The following is a 14,806-nucleotide window of genomic DNA, read 5'->3' on the forward strand; positions in this document are numbered from 1 at the left end:
CTCCCCCCCCCCTCCCCCCCCCCCCCCCCCCTCCACCCCCCCCCCCCCTCCCCCCCCCCCCTCCCCCCCCCTCCTCCCCCCCCCCTCCCCCCCCCCCCCCCCCCCCTCGGGCGTTCCCGCACCCGGCGGCGCGCGCAGGAGCGGGTGCGGCGGCTGTTCACCCCACGGCGGACCGGTACTTGCGCACCGACAGCCAGGAGAACACCGCCGTGATCACCAGTGACCACAGCACCGAGACCAGCGCCGCGTGCTGCATCGGCCAGGCGTCGGGCACCGGCCCGATCTGGTTGCCGAAGAGGTTCCGGCAGGCCTGCACGGTGGCGCTGAACGGGTTCCAGTACGCGACCCCCTGCAGCCAGCCCGGCATCGAGCTGACCGGCACGAAGGCGTTGGACACGAAGGTCAGCGGGAACAGCCAGATCAGCCCGGCCGAGGTGGCCGCCTCGGGGCTGCGCACCGACAGGCCGATCAGCGCGCCGATCCAGGAGAAGGCGTAGCCGAGCAGGAGCAGCAGTCCGAACGCGCCGAGCGCCTTGAGCGCGCCGTCGTGGATCCGCCAGCCGACCAGCAGCGCGACCAGCGCCAGCACGACCACGGTGAAGGCGGTCTGGCACAGGTCCGCGAGGGTGCGGCCGACCAGCACCGCGGAGCGGGCCATCGGCAGCGAGCGGAAGCGGTCCACCAGGCCCTTGGTCATGTCCTCCGCGATGCCGGCCGAGGCGCCGGCGACGGCGAAGGTGACGGTCTGGGCGAAGATGCCGGCCATCAGGAACTGGATGTACGTGTCGGAGCTGGAGCTCGCCCCGGGGATCTTGATCGCCCCGCCCATGACGTACGAGAACAGCAGCACGAACATGACCGGCTGCATGAGCCCGAAGACCACGATCTCGGGGATCCGCGACATCCGGCGCAGGTTCCGCTTGGCGACCACCCAGGAGTCGTGCAGGGTGGCGTTCAGGCCCCGGCGCTGGGCGGGGACCGCCCCGCCGATGGCGTGCTCGGTGGCGGTGCTCATCTCAGCGCTCCGTTCCGGCCGTGACGGCCTGCTGCTCCGGCCCGCCGTCGGCGCCGCCCGTGCCGCGTGATCCCTTGCCGCGGCCCCGGCCGCGGCCCTTGGGGTGCTCGCCGCCGTCCTCCTCGGTCGTCGTTTCCGCGGCGTGGCCGGTGAGGGTGAGGAAGACGTCGTCCAGAGTCGGCCGGCGCAGTCCGATGTCGTCGATCTCGATGCCGCGGCCGTCCAGTTCGCGGATGGCGTCGGCGAGCACCCGGGCGCCGCCGCTGACCGGCACGGTGATCCGCCGGGTGTTCCGCTCCACCGCGGGCTCGCCGAGCGCGTAGCCGGCCAGCGCGGCGACGGCCTCCTGGACCAGGCCCGGGTCGTGCACCACCACCTCGATCCGCTCCCCGCCGATCTGGGCCTTGAGCTGGTCGGCGGTGCCGCGGGCGATCACCCGGCCGTGGTCGACCACCGCGATGTCGTGGGCGAGCCGGTCCGCCTCCTCCAGGTACTGGGTGGTGAGCAGCAGCGTGGTGCCCTGGTCGACCAGGGTCTCGATGACCTCCCAGAGCGCGAGCCGGTTGCGCGGGTCCAGGCCGGTGGTGGGCTCGTCGAGGAACATGACGGGCGGCCGGACCACCAGCGCCGCCGCGAGATCGAGCCGGCGGCGCATGCCGCCGGAGTACGTCTTGGCGGTGCGGTCCTTGGCCTCGGTGAGGTTGAACCACTCCAGCAGCTCCAGCGCGCGGGCCTTCGCCGCGCGGGTGCTCATCTGGTAGAGCTCGCCGACCATCGTGAGGTTCTCGAAGCCGGTCAGGTACTCGTCGACCGCCGCGTACTGGCCGGAGAGCCCGATCAGGCTGCGGACCTCGTTCGGGTTCTTGAGCACGTCGACGCCGGCCACCACCGCGCGGCCGGAGTCGGGGCGGAGCAGGGTGGTGAGGACGCGCACGGTGGTGGTCTTACCGGCGCCGTTCGGGCCGAGCAGCCCGAGCACCGTGCCCTCGGGGACGTCGAGGCTGACGCCGTCCAGGGCTCGCACGTCGCCGAAGGTCTTCACCAGGTTCTCGGCTTGGATGGCTGGCGCCATGGCCTGCCTCATCTCCTCGGACGTAAATGACGCATACGGGGCGCTCTGTCCCACTCTGCCCGGACTCCAGGCACGCGGGCGACTCGGTTCGCGGCCGAGGGCGCAGAACGCGATGTATCGCGAGTTTGGCAATTGCGATACATCGCGTCAAGGGGATTGCGCCGGCGGCTCCCCGTCGCGCTCAGTCGGAGACGACGTACCCCGCGCGCTCAGTCGGAGACCACGTACCCCGCGTCCCGCAACTCGCCGACCACCAGCGCGCAGTGCTCCGGCCCCTTGGTCTCCAGGTGCAGGTCCACCTCGACCTCGGTCAGCCCCAGCTTGGGGTCGGTCCGCACGTGGGCGACGTCCAGCACGTTGGCGTCCACCCTGGTCAGCACGCCCAGCAGCTCCGCCAGCGACCCCGGCCTGTCGGCCAGGCGCACCCGCAGCGACAGGTACCGCCCGGCGGCCGCCAGCCCGTGCCGCAGCACCCGCTGCATCAGCTGGGGGTCGATGTTGCCGCCGGACAACACGGCCACCACCGGGCCCTCGAAGGAGTCCGGCTGTTCCAGCAGCGCCGCGATCGGGGCCGCCCCGGCCGGCTCGACCACCAGCTTCAGCCGCTCCAGACCGAGCAGCAGGGCCCGCGACAGCGCGTCCTCGGAGACGGTGCGGATGCCGTCCGCCAGCGTGTTGACGATCTCGAACGGGATGTCCCCCGGGCGCCCGACCATGATCCCGTCGGCCATGGTGGCGAAGTGCTCCAGCGACATCGGCCGGCCGGCCGCCAGCGACGGCGGGTAGGCGGCCGCGGCCGCCGCCTGCACCCCGACCACCCGGACGTCCGGCCGCAGCGGCTTGACCGCCGCCGCGATCCCGGCCAGCAGTCCGCCGCCGCCCACCCCGACCAGGATGGTGCGCACCTCGGGGCACTGCTCCAGGATCTCCAGCCCGACGGTCGCCTGCCCGGTGACGACGTCCCGGTGGTCGAAGGGGTGGATGAACACCGCACCGGTCGCCTCCGAGTACCGCTGCGCGGCCTGCAGCGCCTCGTCCACCGTGGCGCCGTGCAACCGCACCTCGGCGCCGTACTCACGGGTGGCCGCGACCTTCGGCAGCGGCGCGGCGACCGGCATGAAGACCGTCGAGTGCACCCCCAGCAGCGAGGCCGCCAGCGCCACCCCCTGGGCGTGGTTGCCGGCGCTCGCCGCCACCACCCCGCCGGCCCGCTGCACCGGCGAGAGTCCCGCGATCCGCACGTACGCCCCGCGCAACTTGAACGAGCCGGTGCGCTGCAGGTTCTCGCACTTCAGGTGGACCGGCGAACCGACGAGCCCGGACAGGTGCCGGCTGCCCTCCATCGGCGTCACCCGGGCGACTCCGGCGAGCATCTTCTGGGCCCCGCGGACGTCGTCGAGGGTGATCGGCCAGGTGTGCATGCCGCCAGCCTACGGCCGTCGGCGCCGCCGACCGAGGACGCCGGTGCTGTTCCCGGGCCCGCTCCGCCCGCGTACGCTGCTGCTTCTGAGCCTCTCTCACCGCACGACGATCGTGAGCCGCGATGACGACGACCTCGCCCCAGGCCACCGACCGAATCGAGCCCGTGCACACCCAACTCCAATACCAGCTGGCGGTGTTCGCCCGCCGGATGGAACAGGTCCGGACCTCCGGCGGCGGCGTCGGCGCGCTGGACCGGGCCGCCTACCTGCTGCTCGACCGCCTGGAACGGCACGGACCGGCGAACGTCAAGGCGCTGGCCGAGGCGCTCGGCGTGGACTCCTCCACGGTGACCCGCCAGGTCGCCCCGCTGGTCGCGGCCGGGCTGGTCGGCCGGGTCCAGGACCCGGCCGACCGCCGCGCGGTACGCCTCGCACTGACCCCCGGCGGCTCCGGCCGGCTCGCCGAAGTCCGGGACGGCCGAGCGGAGTTGACCCGCCGACTGACGGCCGACTGGCCGCCCGAGGAGCAGCGGGCGTTCTGCACCCTGCTGGCCCGCTTCAACCGCGCCATGGAGTCGTACACCGCGGACCAGCAGGGGCAGTGACGGGCACGCCCGGTCAGCCCAGAGCCTGCTGGAGGTCGGCCAGCAGGTCGTCGATCGACTCGATGCCGACCGAGACGCGCACCAGGTCGGCCGGCACCTCCAGCGGCGAACCGGCCGCGGAGGCGTGGGTCATCCGGCCCGGGTGCTCGATCAGCGACTCCACGCCGCCCAGGGACTCGCCCAGGGTGAACAGCCGCGCGCGGTTGCAGACCTCGACGGCCGCCTCCTCGCCGTCCGCGACCCGGAACGAGACCATGCCGCCGAAGGCCTTCATCTGCTTGGCGGCGATGTCGTGGCCCGGGTGCTCGGGCAGCCCCGGGTAGAGCACCTGGCTGACCTTGGGGTGGCTCGCGAGCAGCTCGGCGACCTTCTCCGCGTTGGAGCTGTGCCGGTCCATCCGCACGCCCAGCGTCTTGATGCCGCGCAGCACCAGCCAGGCGTCGAACGGCCCGGAGACGGCGCCCATCGCGTTCTGGTGGTACGCGACCTCCTCGCCGAGCCCCGCGTCGGCCAGCACCAGCGCACCGCCGACCACGTCGGAGTGGCCGCCCATGTACTTGGTGGTGGAGTGCACGACCGCGTCCGCGCCGAGGGCGATCGGCTGCTGCAGGTACGGGCTGGCGAAGGTGTTGTCGACCACCAGCAGAGCACCGGCGCCGTGCGCGACCTCGGCCAGCGCGGTCAGGTCGGTGATGCCCAGCAGCGGGTTGGACGGGGTCTCCACCCACACCGCGCGGGTGGTGGGGCGCAGCGCGGCCCGGACGTCGTCCAGGTCCTGGGTGTCGGCGACGGAGAACTCGACGCCCCAGCGGGTCAGCACCTTGGCGAACAGCCGGAAGGTGCCGCCGTAGGCGTCGTTGGGGATCACGATGTGGTCGCCCGGCTTGAGGATGGTCCGCAGCAGGGTGTCCTCGGCGGCCAGGCCGGAGGCGAAGGCGAGGCCGCGGGCGCCGCCCTCCAGCGCCGCGAGGCACTCCTCGAGCGCGGTGCGGGTGGGGTTGGCGCTGCGGCTGTACTCGTAGCCGCCCCGCAGGCCGCCCACCCCGTCCTGCTTGTAGGTGGACACCTGGTAGATCGGCGTGACGACGGCCCCGGTCTGGGGGTCTGCTTCCTGACCCGCGTGGATGGCGAGGGTCTCGAAGCCCTGGGGAAGCTGGTGCTCGGTCATGGCTCCGAGCCTAGTGGCCGTACGCCGGGGCGCTCGCCGGAATCCGCGGACGGCCCGGTGCGTTGAAGCGTGGGCAGCCCCCTCATCCCGGGGAAACCCGCTACCCGCTGGAGCAGGCCGTGATGTTCAGCCGCCAGAAGACCTCGCTCGTCCCCTCCGACCAGGCGCTGCCCGGCCGCCAGGCCCCGGCGTTCACCCTGACCGAGCCGCACACGGTCCTCGGCCACCCGCTGACCGGGCCGTACCCGGAGGGGCTGGAGGTGGCGGACTTCGGGCTGGGCTGCTTCTGGGGCGCCGAGCGCGTGTTCTGGCAGCTGCCCGGCGTCTGGACGACGCTGGTCGGCTACCAGGGCGGCTACACCCCGAACCCGACGTACGAGGAGGTGTGCAGCGGGCTGACCGGGCACACCGAGGCGGTCCGGGTGGTGTTCGATCCGGCCGCGGTCTCCTACGAGCGGCTGCTGAAGGCCTTCTGGGAGGCGCACGACCCGACGCAGGGCAACCGCCAGGGCAATGACGTGGGCACCCAGTACCGCTCGGCGGTCTACACCCACTCCCCCGCGCAGGCCGCCACCGCGACCGCCTCCCGGGACGCCTTCCAGCCCGCCCTGACGGCGCTCGGTTACGGCCCTATCACCACCGAGATCGCCCCGGCCGGCCCGTTCTACCCGGCCGAGCCGTACCACCAGCAGTACCTGTCCGAGGCCAAGAACCCCAACGGCTACTGCGGTCTCGGCGGTACCGGCGCCTCCTGTCCGATCGGCGTGGCCCGCACCCGGGGCTGACCGGGGCGCCCGGCGCGGGGCCGGCCACTCGAGGTGACCGCGGCCCGCGCCGGGGCGCAGACTGGAATGGCCAGCAGGCCGGCCCGGCCGCGTGCCGGCGGCCGGGCCGCCCTCGCGGAGAGGAGTGCGCCATGTCCGGTCTGGTCCGCAAGAGTTTCGACGCCCCCGAGGAGGTCCGCCCCTTCGAGGAGGGCAAGGGCGAACTGCGGCTGGTCAACCTGGACGCCGGCCCGGTCGGCCGGGCCGTGTTCCAGCCCGGGTGGCAGTGGTCCAAGCACGTGAAGCCGATCGCGAAGACCGAGAGCTGTCAGGCGCCCCACATGGGATACGTGATCTCCGGCCGGATGAAGATCGTCATGGACGACGGCCAGGAGGTCGAGTTCGGCCCCGGCGACTACATGCTCTGCCCGCCCGGCCACGACGCCTGGGTGCTGGGTGAGGAGCCGTGCGTGATCGTCGACTGGCAGGGCTACGCGGACTACGCGAAGCGGGCGTGACCGGTCCGGTCACACCCGCTTCGGGGCCCTGCCGTCGACGCGCGTCCCACCCGGGACGTCCGCCGGGTGCCGCTCAGACGGCGCTGCCGGCCTTCCAGTCGGCCCAGCTCAGGTTCCAGCCGTTCAGGCCGTTGTCCGGGGCGACGGTCTTGTCGCCGGAGTTCACGACCTCGACGACGTCGCCGACCATCGAGGACTTGTAGAACTTGTAGCCGTCCGTGCCGCTGTCCTGCGCGCCCTTGGCGTCCTGCAGGCCGACGCAGCCGTGGCTGGTGTTCTGGCTGCCGAAGATCGACGGCGAGGACCAGTAGTTGCCGTGGATGAAGGTGCCGGAGGTGGTGAGGCGCTGGGCGTGCGGCACGTCGGCGATGTCGTACTCGCTGCCCAGGTTGACGGTCTGCGAGTTCATCCGGGTCTGGGTGAACTGCTCGGAGATGACCATCTTGCCGCCCCAGGTGGTGTGCTCGGGGGCGCCGCCGGAGATCTTGTAGACGGCGCTGACCTGGCCGTCCGTGGTCACGGTGAGCTTCTTGGTGGCGAGGTCGGCGACGCTGGTCTGGGCGCGGCCGATGGTGAAGCTCACGTCCTTGGACTGGGTGCCGTACACGCCCTTCGCGCCCTCGACGTCCTTGAGCCGGAGCTTGAGGGTGACCTTGGTGCCCTTGGCCCAGTACTCCTGCGGCCGGAAGTCGAGCCGGGTGCTGGAGAACCAGTGGCCGACGATCTCGACACCGGGCTCGGCCGTGACGGTGATCGCCTGCTGGACGGCCTTGCGGTCGGTGATCGGCTTGCTGAAGTTGATCGAGACCGGCATGCCGACGCCGACCGTCGAGCCGTCCTCGGGGGTGAAGTAGCCCACGAAGGTGTTGGCCGGGGTCGCCGTGGTGAAGGTCGCGTTGGCGTCCGCCTCCAGCTTGTCCTTGTCGACGGCGGTGGCGGTGACGGAGTACTTGGTGCCGCTGGCCGGGGCCGCGGCCGAGGTCCAGCCGGTGTTGTCGGCGGACAGCTGGCCGGCCAGCTCCTTGCCGGTGGAGTCGGTGACCTTGACGCTGCTCAGGGTGCCGTTGGTGACGGTCACCTTGACGGGCTCGCTGAAGCTGGCGCCGGTGGCGCCGTCGGCCGGGGTGACGGTGATGACGGCGGTCGACGTCTTCGGCGCGCTGCTGCCGCCGCCCGAGCCCGCGGCGCCGCCCCCTCCGGAGCCGCCGCTGCCGCCACTGCCCCCGCTGCCGCTGTTGTCGTTGCAGGCCGCCAGCAGCATCACCGGCGCTCCGATCAGGCCCGCGAGCACCCCACGTCGGCTCCAGTTGCTTCCGGCCACCCGCCCCTGACCGTCCCGTGCCGTCACGTCGCGTCTCCCTGCTGATCACCCGGGCATGTACGGATACAGAAACGCGATCCGCCCGGCCGCGGTTCCATCCCCGAAGGGTAAGCGATCGTATGAGATGACCCAACGGCCGGACGAACATGGAGAAAACGCCCGACCCGCCGAAGCGGACCGGGCGTTCACGGGGGGTGCGGTGGGGCCGACTACTCGGCCGACTCCTCCACGGAGTACTCGTCCCACTCCTCGTTCTCGGGGTCGAACTCGGTCTGCGCCGACTCCCAGGTCGCCGAGGCGAGCTCGACGCCCGGCACGTCGCCGAGCAGCGCGACGGGGTCGATGAAGTGGGCGAGCGAACCCGACGGGTCCACCTCGATGGCCTCGACGGACTGGGCCCGCTCCTCGTCGTCGAGGTACTCGTCCTCGACGACCTGCTGCAGGGCGGCCGCCTTGAGCGCGCCCTCGTCGGTGATCTCCGCGATCAGCTCGATCCTGAGCTTGACGTAACGCGGGGCGTCCTGGTCGGTCGTTTCAGTGCTGGTCATGCGTGCGAGCGTACGGGACAGCGGGCCCCTCGGCGCGCACGGCCGGGTCCGGACGCCCCGGAACGCCACGGCTCACGGAGGGCCGGCACGCGGGGGCGGGGCGCAGGGCACGGAAAGGGCCGGTCCTCGCCAGGAGGACCGGCCCCGCCGTCTGCGCCGCTCCCCCACCCGGGAGCCGCGCGGACGCGCCGTTCGGCGCGGTGTGCACCGCGGGAGCCGCCGCACCCTGTCCACCGGCCGGAGCCGGACAGGGGCGGGACGACGGCGCCTCCCGCGGAGGGGCCCCTCCCTCCGATGCCGGTCGGGGAGGGCGGACACGGCGGCCGGGTCAGGACCGTCCGACGTGTCCGGAGCCGACCGCGTCCACCGGGGAGCCGCTCCCGGTGGTCCACTGCCGTCTCGCTCGGCGTCTTGCCGTTGACCACCACGATGCCGGAGCGTTGTTAACCCCGTGCTGCGGGCAGGTGACGCGGGTGTACCACTTCGCCCGTGGACGAATCCCGGCCCGGCTTTCGGCCGGGCCGGGGGCCGGTGACCGGGCGTCAGTGCGCGCCGCGGGTGGCCAGGAAGCCCAGCAGGTCCTGCCGGGTGACGATGCCGTGCGGCTTGCCCTCCACCAGCACGACCGCCGCGTCGGCCTTCTCCAGCACGGTCATCAGGTTGGTGACGGTCTCGCCGGAGCCGACCACCGGCAGCGGCTTGGACATCACCTTGTCGAGCGTGTCGGTGAGCTCGATCTCCTTCGCGAAGACGCCCTCCAGCAGCAGCTTCTCCGCCACGGAGCCGATCACCTCGCCGGCCATGATGTCCGGGTGCCCGGCGCCCGGGGAGACCACCGGCATCTGCGAGACGCCGTACTCGCGCAGCACCCGGACCGCCTCGGCGACCGTCTCGTTCGGGTGCATGTGGACGAACTGCGGGATGCCGCGCTGCTCGATGGCCTCCTTGCGGGCCAGCACCTCGCCGATGTGGGCCTCGTCGGTGGACGAGGGCAGGAAGCCGTAGTCGGCCATCCAGTCGTCGTTGAAGATCTTCGACAGGTAGCCGCGGCCGCCGTCCGGCAGCAGCACCACCACGACGTCGTCCGGCCCGAGCTCGCGGGCCACCTCCAGCGCGGCCACCACGGCCATGCCGCAGGACCCGCCGACCAGCAGGCCCTCCTCCTTGGCCAGGCGGCGGGTCATCTGGAACGAGTCCTTGTCGGAGACGGCGACGATCCCGTCCGCGACGCCGCGGTCGTAGGCGGTCGGCCAGAAGTCCTCACCGACGCCCTCGACCAGGTACGGCCGGCCGGTGCCGCCCGAGTAGACCGAGCCCTCCGGGTCGGCGCCGATCACCTTGACCTTGCCGCCGGAGACCTCCTTCAGGTAGTTGCCGGTGCCGGAGATGGTGCCGCCGGTGCCGACGCCCGCCACGAAGTGGGTGATCCGGCCCTCCGTCTGCTCCCACAGCTCCGGCCCGGTGGAGTGGTAGTGCGAGGCCGGGTTCTCCGGGTTGGAGTACTGGTCCGGCTTCCAGGCGTTCGGGGTCTCGCGGACCAGGCGGTCGGAGACGTTGTAGTAGGAGTCCGGGTGCTCCGGGGCGACGGCGGTCGGGCAGACGACGACCTCGGCGCCGTACGCGCGCAGGGTGTTGATCTTGTCGGTGGACACCTTGTCGGGACAGACGAAGATGCACTTGTAGCCCTTCTGCTGGGCCACGATCGCCAGACCGACACCGGTGTTGCCCGAGGTCGGCTCGACGATGGTGCCGCCCGGCTTGAGGGCCCCCGAGGCCTCGGCGGCCTCGATCATCCGCATCGCGATGCGGTCCTTCACCGAGCCGCCGGGGTTGAAGTACTCGACCTTCGCCAGCACTGTCGCGCTGATGCCCTCGGTGACCTTGTTGAGCTTGACCAGCGGCGTGTTGCCGACCAGGTCGATGATCGAGTTGTGGTACCGCACGGGGGTCCTCCCGGTCTATGGGCATGCGAGTGCATTCGGTACTGCAAAGCCTATGGCGTGGGCGGTGTCGCGGGATTCCCCTCCGGCGCACCGCCTCCAATGGCCCACCCGCGCCGCCGCCCCCGGTACTCGCACCCGCCATCCGGGTAAGAGCGCTGTGAGGCACTGCCGTGTCCCCCGAGGGGCCGGCACGAGGACGCGAAGGGGGTACCGGATGCCAGGCGCACAGGACTCGCGGGCCCGGGTGGCCCGGCGGATCGCCACGGCGGCGGCGTACGGCGGCGGCGGCCTCGGCCTGCTCGGCGTGGGCCTGGTCGGCCTGCTGCTGACCGAGAGCAAACTCGCCATCCAGGCCATCGGCATGCTGGAGACCCACCCGCCCAAGGCCGACGGCGTCTACGGCGAGGCCTTCGCCGACCGCGCCGCCGCCCCGCAGCCGCCGCTGGTGCTGGCCGTCCTCGGCGACTCCACCGGCGCCGGCCTCGGCGTGGCCCGCGCCCGCGAGACCCCGGGCGCCCTGCTGGCCGCGGGCCTGGCCTCGGTGGCCGAGCGTCCGGTGCGGCTGGTCAACGTGGCCCGCTCCGGCGGCCGCTCCGCCGACCTCTCCGGCCAGCTGGAGCAGGCCCTGCCGCACCACCCGGACATCGCCGTGATCATGATCGGCGCCAACGACGTGACCCGGCACAGCCCGGCCCAGGTCGCCGTCCGCCAGCTCGGCGAGGCCGTGGCCGCCCTGCGCGCCAACGGCAGCGAGGTGGTGGTGGGCACCTGCCCGGACCTCGGCACGATCAAGCCGGTGCGCCCGCCGCTGCGCTGGGTGGCCCGGCGGCTCAGCCGCCAGCTGGCCGCCGCGCAGACCATCGCGGTGGTCGAGGCGGGCGGCCGCACCGTCTCGCTGGGCTCGCTGCTGGGCCCGGAGTTCGCCGCCCGGCCCGAGATGTTCGCCGCCGACCGCTACCACCCGTCCGCCCAGGGCTACGCCACCGCCGCGATGGCCGTGCTGCCCTCGGTCTGCGCGGCGCTCGGCCTCTGGCCGGACGAGGAGCGCCCGAGCGCGCCCGTCCCGGGCGAGGCCGTGCTGCCGGTCGCGGTGGCCGCCGCGGCGGCCGCCGGACGGGCGGGCACCGAGGTGGCGGCCGTGGAGGCGGAGGGCGCGGGCCGGCGCTGGGCCCTGCTGCGGCACCGGCTGCGGGTCGGCCTGCCGGACCCGGAGAACGGGCGGGGCGCCGCTTCGGACCAGCGCCCGGAGCGGGGCCAGGACCAAGGCCGGAATCATGGTCAGGCCCCGGGGAATACGTCGGCCAGCTCACACGCTGGAGCCGGTGACGCTTGAACTACCAAGCGGTAGCTTACCTCCCGGACCGCCAGTCCGCCGTAACTCAGCGAGGAGCCCGCCATGCCCGAAGCCGTCATCGTCAGCGCCGCCCGTTCGCCGATCGGCCGGGCCTTCAAGGGCTCGCTCAAGGACGTCCGCCCGGACGACCTGACCGCCCACATCATCCAGGCCGCCCTGGCCAAGGTGCCGCAGCTCGACCCTCGCGAGATCGACGACCTGATGCTCGGCTGCGGCCTGCCCGGCGGCGAGCAGGGCCACAACCTGGCCCGCATCGTGGCGGTGCAGATGGGCATGGACTACCTGCCCGGCGCGACCATCACCCGCTACTGCTCCTCCTCGCTGCAGACCACGCGCATGGCCCTGCACGCGATCCGGGCCGGCGAGGGCGACGTCTTCATCTCCGCCGGCGTGGAGACCGTCTCGCGCAGCGTCAACGGCACCTCGGACGGCCTGCCCGGCACGATGAACCCGGTCTTCGACGAGGCCCAGGCCCGCACCAAGCAGCGGGCCGAGGAGGGCGGCGGCGAGTGGCACGACCCGCGTGAGGACGGCCTGCTGCCGGACGCCTACATCGCGATGGGCCAGACCGCCGAGAACCTGGCCGCGCTCAAGGGCATCACCCGCGCCGAGCAGGACGAGTTCGGCGTCCGCTCGCAGAACCTCGCCGAGGCCGCCATCAAGGCCGGCTTCTGGGAGCGCGAGATCACTCCGGTCACCCTGCCGGACGGCACCGTGGTCAGCACGGACGACGGCCCGCGCGCCGGCGTCACGCTGGAGGGCGTCTCCGGCCTGAAGCCGGTCTTCCGCCCCGACGGCACCGTCACCGCCGGAAACTGCTGCCCGCTGAACGACGGCGCCGCCGCGCTGGTCGTCATGTCCGACACCAGGGCGCGGGAGCTGGGCATCACCCCGCTCGCCCGGGTGGTCTCCACCGGCGTCAGCGCCCTCTCCCCCGAGATCATGGGCTACGGCCCGGTCGAGGCCTCCAAGCAGGCGCTCAAGCGGGCCGGCCTGACCATCGACGACATCGACCTGGTCGAGATCAACGAGGCCTTCGCGGCCCAGGTGATCCCCTCCTACCGCGACCTCGGCATCGACCTGGACAAGCTGAACGTCAACGGCGGCGCCATCGCGGTCGGCCACCCCTTCGGCATGACCGGCGCCCGCATCACCACCACGCTGATCAACTCCCTGCAGTGGCACGACAAGCAGTTCGGGCTGGAGACCATGTGCGTCGGCGGCGGCCAGGGCATGGCCATGGTCATCGAGCGCCTCAGCTGAACCACCGAACCGCTCCGAGGGGTCTGGACCACCCGTTCGGCGTGGCATAGCGTAATTGAGGGCCGGATCACACCGAGAGGTCGATCCGGCCCTCTTCCTGTTCGTTTCCGACCCGGAAATCGACGGTGCGGAGCGGATCAACTCCACTGCGTAGAACGGTGGTACCTAACAATTTGGGGACAAGTGCGAAAGTCCGGGAGGAATTAGACATTCGCCACTGCGGCACCACCCCCGAATGCGGCAGTGTGGAGGCGTAACCCCGTTCCGCTCCTCGCTAGGAGTACGTTCCGTGAGCGCCGTCCACACCATCCTGCTGCTGATCCTGATCGCCGTGTCGAGCGCCGTCCTGCTCCACCTCCGGGGAGTCTCCCGCCGGTTGGACGCGCAGGCCGCGACCCGGACCGCACCCGCACCGGTCGACGAGGCCGCGATACGCCGGGCCGTCACCGAGGCGCTCGCCGCCGACCGTGAGCGGGAGATCACCGAGGCCCGGGCGTTCTGGGCCGAGCAGGAGGCCCGCGCGGCCGAGGACGCGCCACTGTTCGACACCCCCTTCACCGGGGCGTTCACCGGCACCGACGAGTGGCCGCTGTTCTTCCCCCGCCCCACCGGCCCGCAGGACGCCGCCGACAACGCCGGGACGATGGACCCGGAGTTCGGCGAGGCGCTGCGCTCCGCGCTGGAGGACCTGATCAGCGACGGCGGCACCGGCCCGGCCGAGCCCGGCACCGAGGGCGGCGCGCCGCTGCGCCCCGGGCATCCGGTCGGCGAACCCGTCAAGGACGTGCGGGCCCGTCGCGAAGCCGACCTGCTGGCCACCGGCCTGGAGGCCGGGCTGCTGGACGCCGAGCCCGCCGTGGACGACGCCCCGATCGCCGCGCCCGACCCGCGCCGTCACCCCTCCCACCCCGACTTCGTGCCGAGCCAGGCGCCCTCCCGCGAGTGGACGGACACCCGGCTGACCGCCCTCGCCGACGAGGCCGTCGCCCTGGTCGACGTCCGCCCGGGCCCGCTGGGCACCCTGGACGTGTACGCCTTCGCCGACGGCACCACGCTGTGCGTGGCCCCGGGCGACCGGGAGGCCGCCTACCGGCTGATCGACGCGGTCCGCGCCGGTGAGCACGTCCGGCTGCTCGGCGGCTCGCGCTTCTCCGGCTCGTACTCGCTGACCTTCTCCACCGACGAGGAGGCCGTCTACGTGCTCGCCGACCGCGTGGTCGCCAGCATCTGACGCCGGATCACCACGAACCACCCATGCGGCAGCAATGAAGGCCGGCCGGGTCAAGGGGTTACCGACCCGGCCGGCCTTCGGCGTGCCCGGCCTCCGTAGGGCCTCAGGCGCAGAGCGCGGCCGTCTCCCGCACCGTGGCCACCGCCCCGGCCAGCACCTCGTCCGCGGCCGCAGGCCCGTCCGGCAGCGCCAGCTCGGCGCCGGCGGGCAGCGCCGCGAGCGCGGCCGCCAGGTCGTGCCCGGCGACGGCCAGCTGGTCCCCGACCGCGAAGGGCCCGGCGTCCGGGAACTCCCGCCCGGTCTCGCCCTCCGCCGCCAGCGCCAGCGCGGCCAACCGCCGCGCCAGCGCCAGCACCGCCGCGGCTCGCGAGGCGTGCCCGGGCACGGCGCCCAGCAACTTGCTCTGCGGCAGCGAGCGGAAACGATCCGCCAGGGAGTCCACGGCTTCGACCAGGGGCTGTACGTCATGCATGCAGAGGAGCCTAGACGCCGCCGGGGGGGGGGGGGGGGGGGGGGGGGGGGGGGGGGGGGGGGGGGGGGGGGGGGGGGGGGGGGGGGGGGGGGGGGGGGAGGGGGGAGGGCG

At 73.1% G+C, this 14,806-nt stretch carries 14 protein-coding genes; 6 read left to right on the forward strand and 8 right to left on the reverse strand.

Annotation, left to right across the window (positions count from 1 at the left end):
* Nucleotides 1-157 precede the first annotated feature (157 nt).
* The 3 genes from ACZ4WV_RS24585 to ilvA form a co-directional block, all read right to left on the reverse strand.
* Nucleotides 158-1,015 carry an ABC transporter permease gene (locus tag ACZ4WV_RS24585; RefSeq protein WP_465750169.1) on the reverse strand — a complete coding sequence of 286 codons (858 nt, stop codon included), beginning with the start codon at nt 1,013-1,015 and terminating at the stop codon, nt 158-160.
* 1 nt (nt 1,016) lies between these two features.
* Nucleotides 1,017-2,087 carry an ATP-binding cassette domain-containing protein gene (locus ACZ4WV_RS24590; RefSeq protein WP_465750171.1) on the reverse strand — a complete coding sequence of 357 codons (1,071 nt, stop codon included), beginning with the start codon at nt 2,085-2,087 and terminating at the stop codon, nt 1,017-1,019.
* Between the two features lie 209 nt (nt 2,088-2,296).
* Nucleotides 2,297-3,508, reverse strand: coding sequence for a threonine ammonia-lyase (gene ilvA / locus ACZ4WV_RS24595; protein WP_465750173.1), 1,212 nt, complete (start codon nt 3,506-3,508; stop codon nt 2,297-2,299).
* Between the two features lie 122 nt (nt 3,509-3,630).
* On the opposite strand from ilvA, the gene ACZ4WV_RS24600 reads away from it, so the two are divergent.
* Nucleotides 3,631-4,113, forward strand: coding sequence for a MarR family winged helix-turn-helix transcriptional regulator (locus ACZ4WV_RS24600; RefSeq protein ID WP_465750175.1), 483 nt, complete (start codon nt 3,631-3,633; stop codon nt 4,111-4,113).
* Between the two features lie 13 nt (nt 4,114-4,126).
* Here the strand turns inward: ACZ4WV_RS24600 and ACZ4WV_RS24605 are convergent, their stop codons facing one another.
* Nucleotides 4,127-5,281: a cystathionine gamma-synthase gene (locus ACZ4WV_RS24605; protein WP_465750177.1), complete on the reverse strand. Its 1,155-nt coding sequence runs from the start codon at nt 5,279-5,281 to the stop codon at nt 4,127-4,129.
* A gap of 122 nt (nt 5,282-5,403) precedes the next feature.
* Here ACZ4WV_RS24605 and msrA point away from each other — a divergent pair, with 122 nt between their 5' ends.
* Both msrA and ACZ4WV_RS24615 read left to right on the forward strand, forming a co-directional pair.
* Entirely contained in the window at nt 5,404-6,066 is a 663-nt protein-coding gene (gene msrA / locus ACZ4WV_RS24610) for a peptide-methionine (S)-S-oxide reductase MsrA (protein ID WP_465750179.1), read from the forward strand.
* A gap of 131 nt (nt 6,067-6,197) precedes the next feature.
* A complete protein-coding gene (locus tag ACZ4WV_RS24615) occupies nt 6,198-6,563 on the forward strand; it encodes a cupin domain-containing protein (protein ID WP_465750181.1) in 366 nt (121 codons plus the stop codon).
* Between the two features lie 73 nt (nt 6,564-6,636).
* Here the strand turns inward: ACZ4WV_RS24615 and ACZ4WV_RS24620 are convergent, their stop codons facing one another.
* The 3 genes from ACZ4WV_RS24620 to ACZ4WV_RS24630 form a co-directional block, all read right to left on the reverse strand.
* Nucleotides 6,637-7,824: a L,D-transpeptidase gene (locus tag ACZ4WV_RS24620; RefSeq protein ID WP_465750235.1), complete on the reverse strand. Its 1,188-nt coding sequence runs from the start codon at nt 7,822-7,824 to the stop codon at nt 6,637-6,639.
* Between the two features lie 269 nt (nt 7,825-8,093).
* Complete coding sequence (locus ACZ4WV_RS24625) at nt 8,094-8,432, reverse strand: hypothetical protein (protein ID WP_465750182.1); 339 nt, start codon at nt 8,430-8,432, stop codon at nt 8,094-8,096.
* Nucleotides 8,433-8,974: 542 nt separating this feature from the next.
* Nucleotides 8,975-10,375 carry a cystathionine beta-synthase gene (locus ACZ4WV_RS24630; RefSeq protein ID WP_465750183.1) on the reverse strand — a complete coding sequence of 467 codons (1,401 nt, stop codon included), beginning with the start codon at nt 10,373-10,375 and terminating at the stop codon, nt 8,975-8,977.
* 214 nt (nt 10,376-10,589) lie between these two features.
* Between ACZ4WV_RS24630 and ACZ4WV_RS24635 the strand changes: the two genes are divergently transcribed.
* From ACZ4WV_RS24635 to ACZ4WV_RS24645, 3 genes are all read left to right on the forward strand, one after another.
* Nucleotides 10,590-11,708, forward strand: a complete 1,119-nt coding sequence (locus ACZ4WV_RS24635) for an SGNH/GDSL hydrolase family protein (RefSeq protein ID WP_465750184.1) — start codon at nt 10,590-10,592, stop codon at nt 11,706-11,708.
* Between the two features lie 63 nt (nt 11,709-11,771).
* Nucleotides 11,772-12,992, forward strand: a complete 1,221-nt coding sequence (locus tag ACZ4WV_RS24640) for an acetyl-CoA C-acetyltransferase (protein WP_465750186.1) — start codon at nt 11,772-11,774, stop codon at nt 12,990-12,992.
* Nucleotides 12,993-13,281: 289 nt separating this feature from the next.
* Nucleotides 13,282-14,223 carry a hypothetical protein gene (locus tag ACZ4WV_RS24645; protein WP_465750188.1) on the forward strand — a complete coding sequence of 314 codons (942 nt, stop codon included), beginning with the start codon at nt 13,282-13,284 and terminating at the stop codon, nt 14,221-14,223.
* A gap of 103 nt (nt 14,224-14,326) precedes the next feature.
* Here ACZ4WV_RS24645 and ACZ4WV_RS24650 read toward each other — a convergent pair whose 3' ends face one another.
* Nucleotides 14,327-14,695 carry a hypothetical protein gene (locus ACZ4WV_RS24650; protein WP_465750190.1) on the reverse strand — a complete coding sequence of 123 codons (369 nt, stop codon included), beginning with the start codon at nt 14,693-14,695 and terminating at the stop codon, nt 14,327-14,329.
* Between the last annotated feature and the right edge of the window lie 111 nt (nt 14,696-14,806).

Source organism: Kitasatospora sp. NPDC029312 (assembly GCF_055569215.1).

What these genes read in the sequence shown, in the direction of transcription:
- ACZ4WV_RS24590 (WP_465750171.1), bottom strand. Translation starts at nt 2,087, where the DNA reads ATGGCGCCAGCCATCCAAGCCGAGAACCTGGTGAAGACCTTCGGCGAC.
- ACZ4WV_RS24640 (WP_465750186.1), top strand. Translation starts at nt 11,772, where the DNA reads ATGCCCGAAGCCGTCATCGTCAGCGCCGCCCGTTCGCCGATCGGCCGG.
- ACZ4WV_RS24605 (WP_465750177.1), bottom strand. Translation starts at nt 5,281, where the DNA reads ATGACCGAGCACCAGCTTCCCCAGGGCTTCGAGACCCTCGCCATCCAC.
- ACZ4WV_RS24625 (WP_465750182.1), bottom strand. Translation starts at nt 8,432, where the DNA reads ATGACCAGCACTGAAACGACCGACCAGGACGCCCCGCGTTACGTCAAG.
- ACZ4WV_RS24600 (WP_465750175.1), top strand. Translation starts at nt 3,631, where the DNA reads ATGACGACGACCTCGCCCCAGGCCACCGACCGAATCGAGCCCGTGCAC.
- ACZ4WV_RS24635 (WP_465750184.1), top strand. Translation starts at nt 10,590, where the DNA reads ATGCCAGGCGCACAGGACTCGCGGGCCCGGGTGGCCCGGCGGATCGCC.
- ACZ4WV_RS24620 (WP_465750235.1), bottom strand. Translation starts at nt 7,824, where the DNA reads ATGCTGCTGGCGGCCTGCAACGACAACAGCGGCAGCGGGGGCAGTGGC.
- msrA (WP_465750179.1), top strand. Translation starts at nt 5,404, where the DNA reads ATGTTCAGCCGCCAGAAGACCTCGCTCGTCCCCTCCGACCAGGCGCTG.
- ACZ4WV_RS24650 (WP_465750190.1), bottom strand. Translation starts at nt 14,695, where the DNA reads ATGCATGACGTACAGCCCCTGGTCGAAGCCGTGGACTCCCTGGCGGAT.
- ACZ4WV_RS24585 (WP_465750169.1), bottom strand. Translation starts at nt 1,015, where the DNA reads ATGAGCACCGCCACCGAGCACGCCATCGGCGGGGCGGTCCCCGCCCAG.
- ilvA (WP_465750173.1), bottom strand. Translation starts at nt 3,508, where the DNA reads ATGCACACCTGGCCGATCACCCTCGACGACGTCCGCGGGGCCCAGAAG.
- ACZ4WV_RS24615 (WP_465750181.1), top strand. Translation starts at nt 6,198, where the DNA reads ATGTCCGGTCTGGTCCGCAAGAGTTTCGACGCCCCCGAGGAGGTCCGC.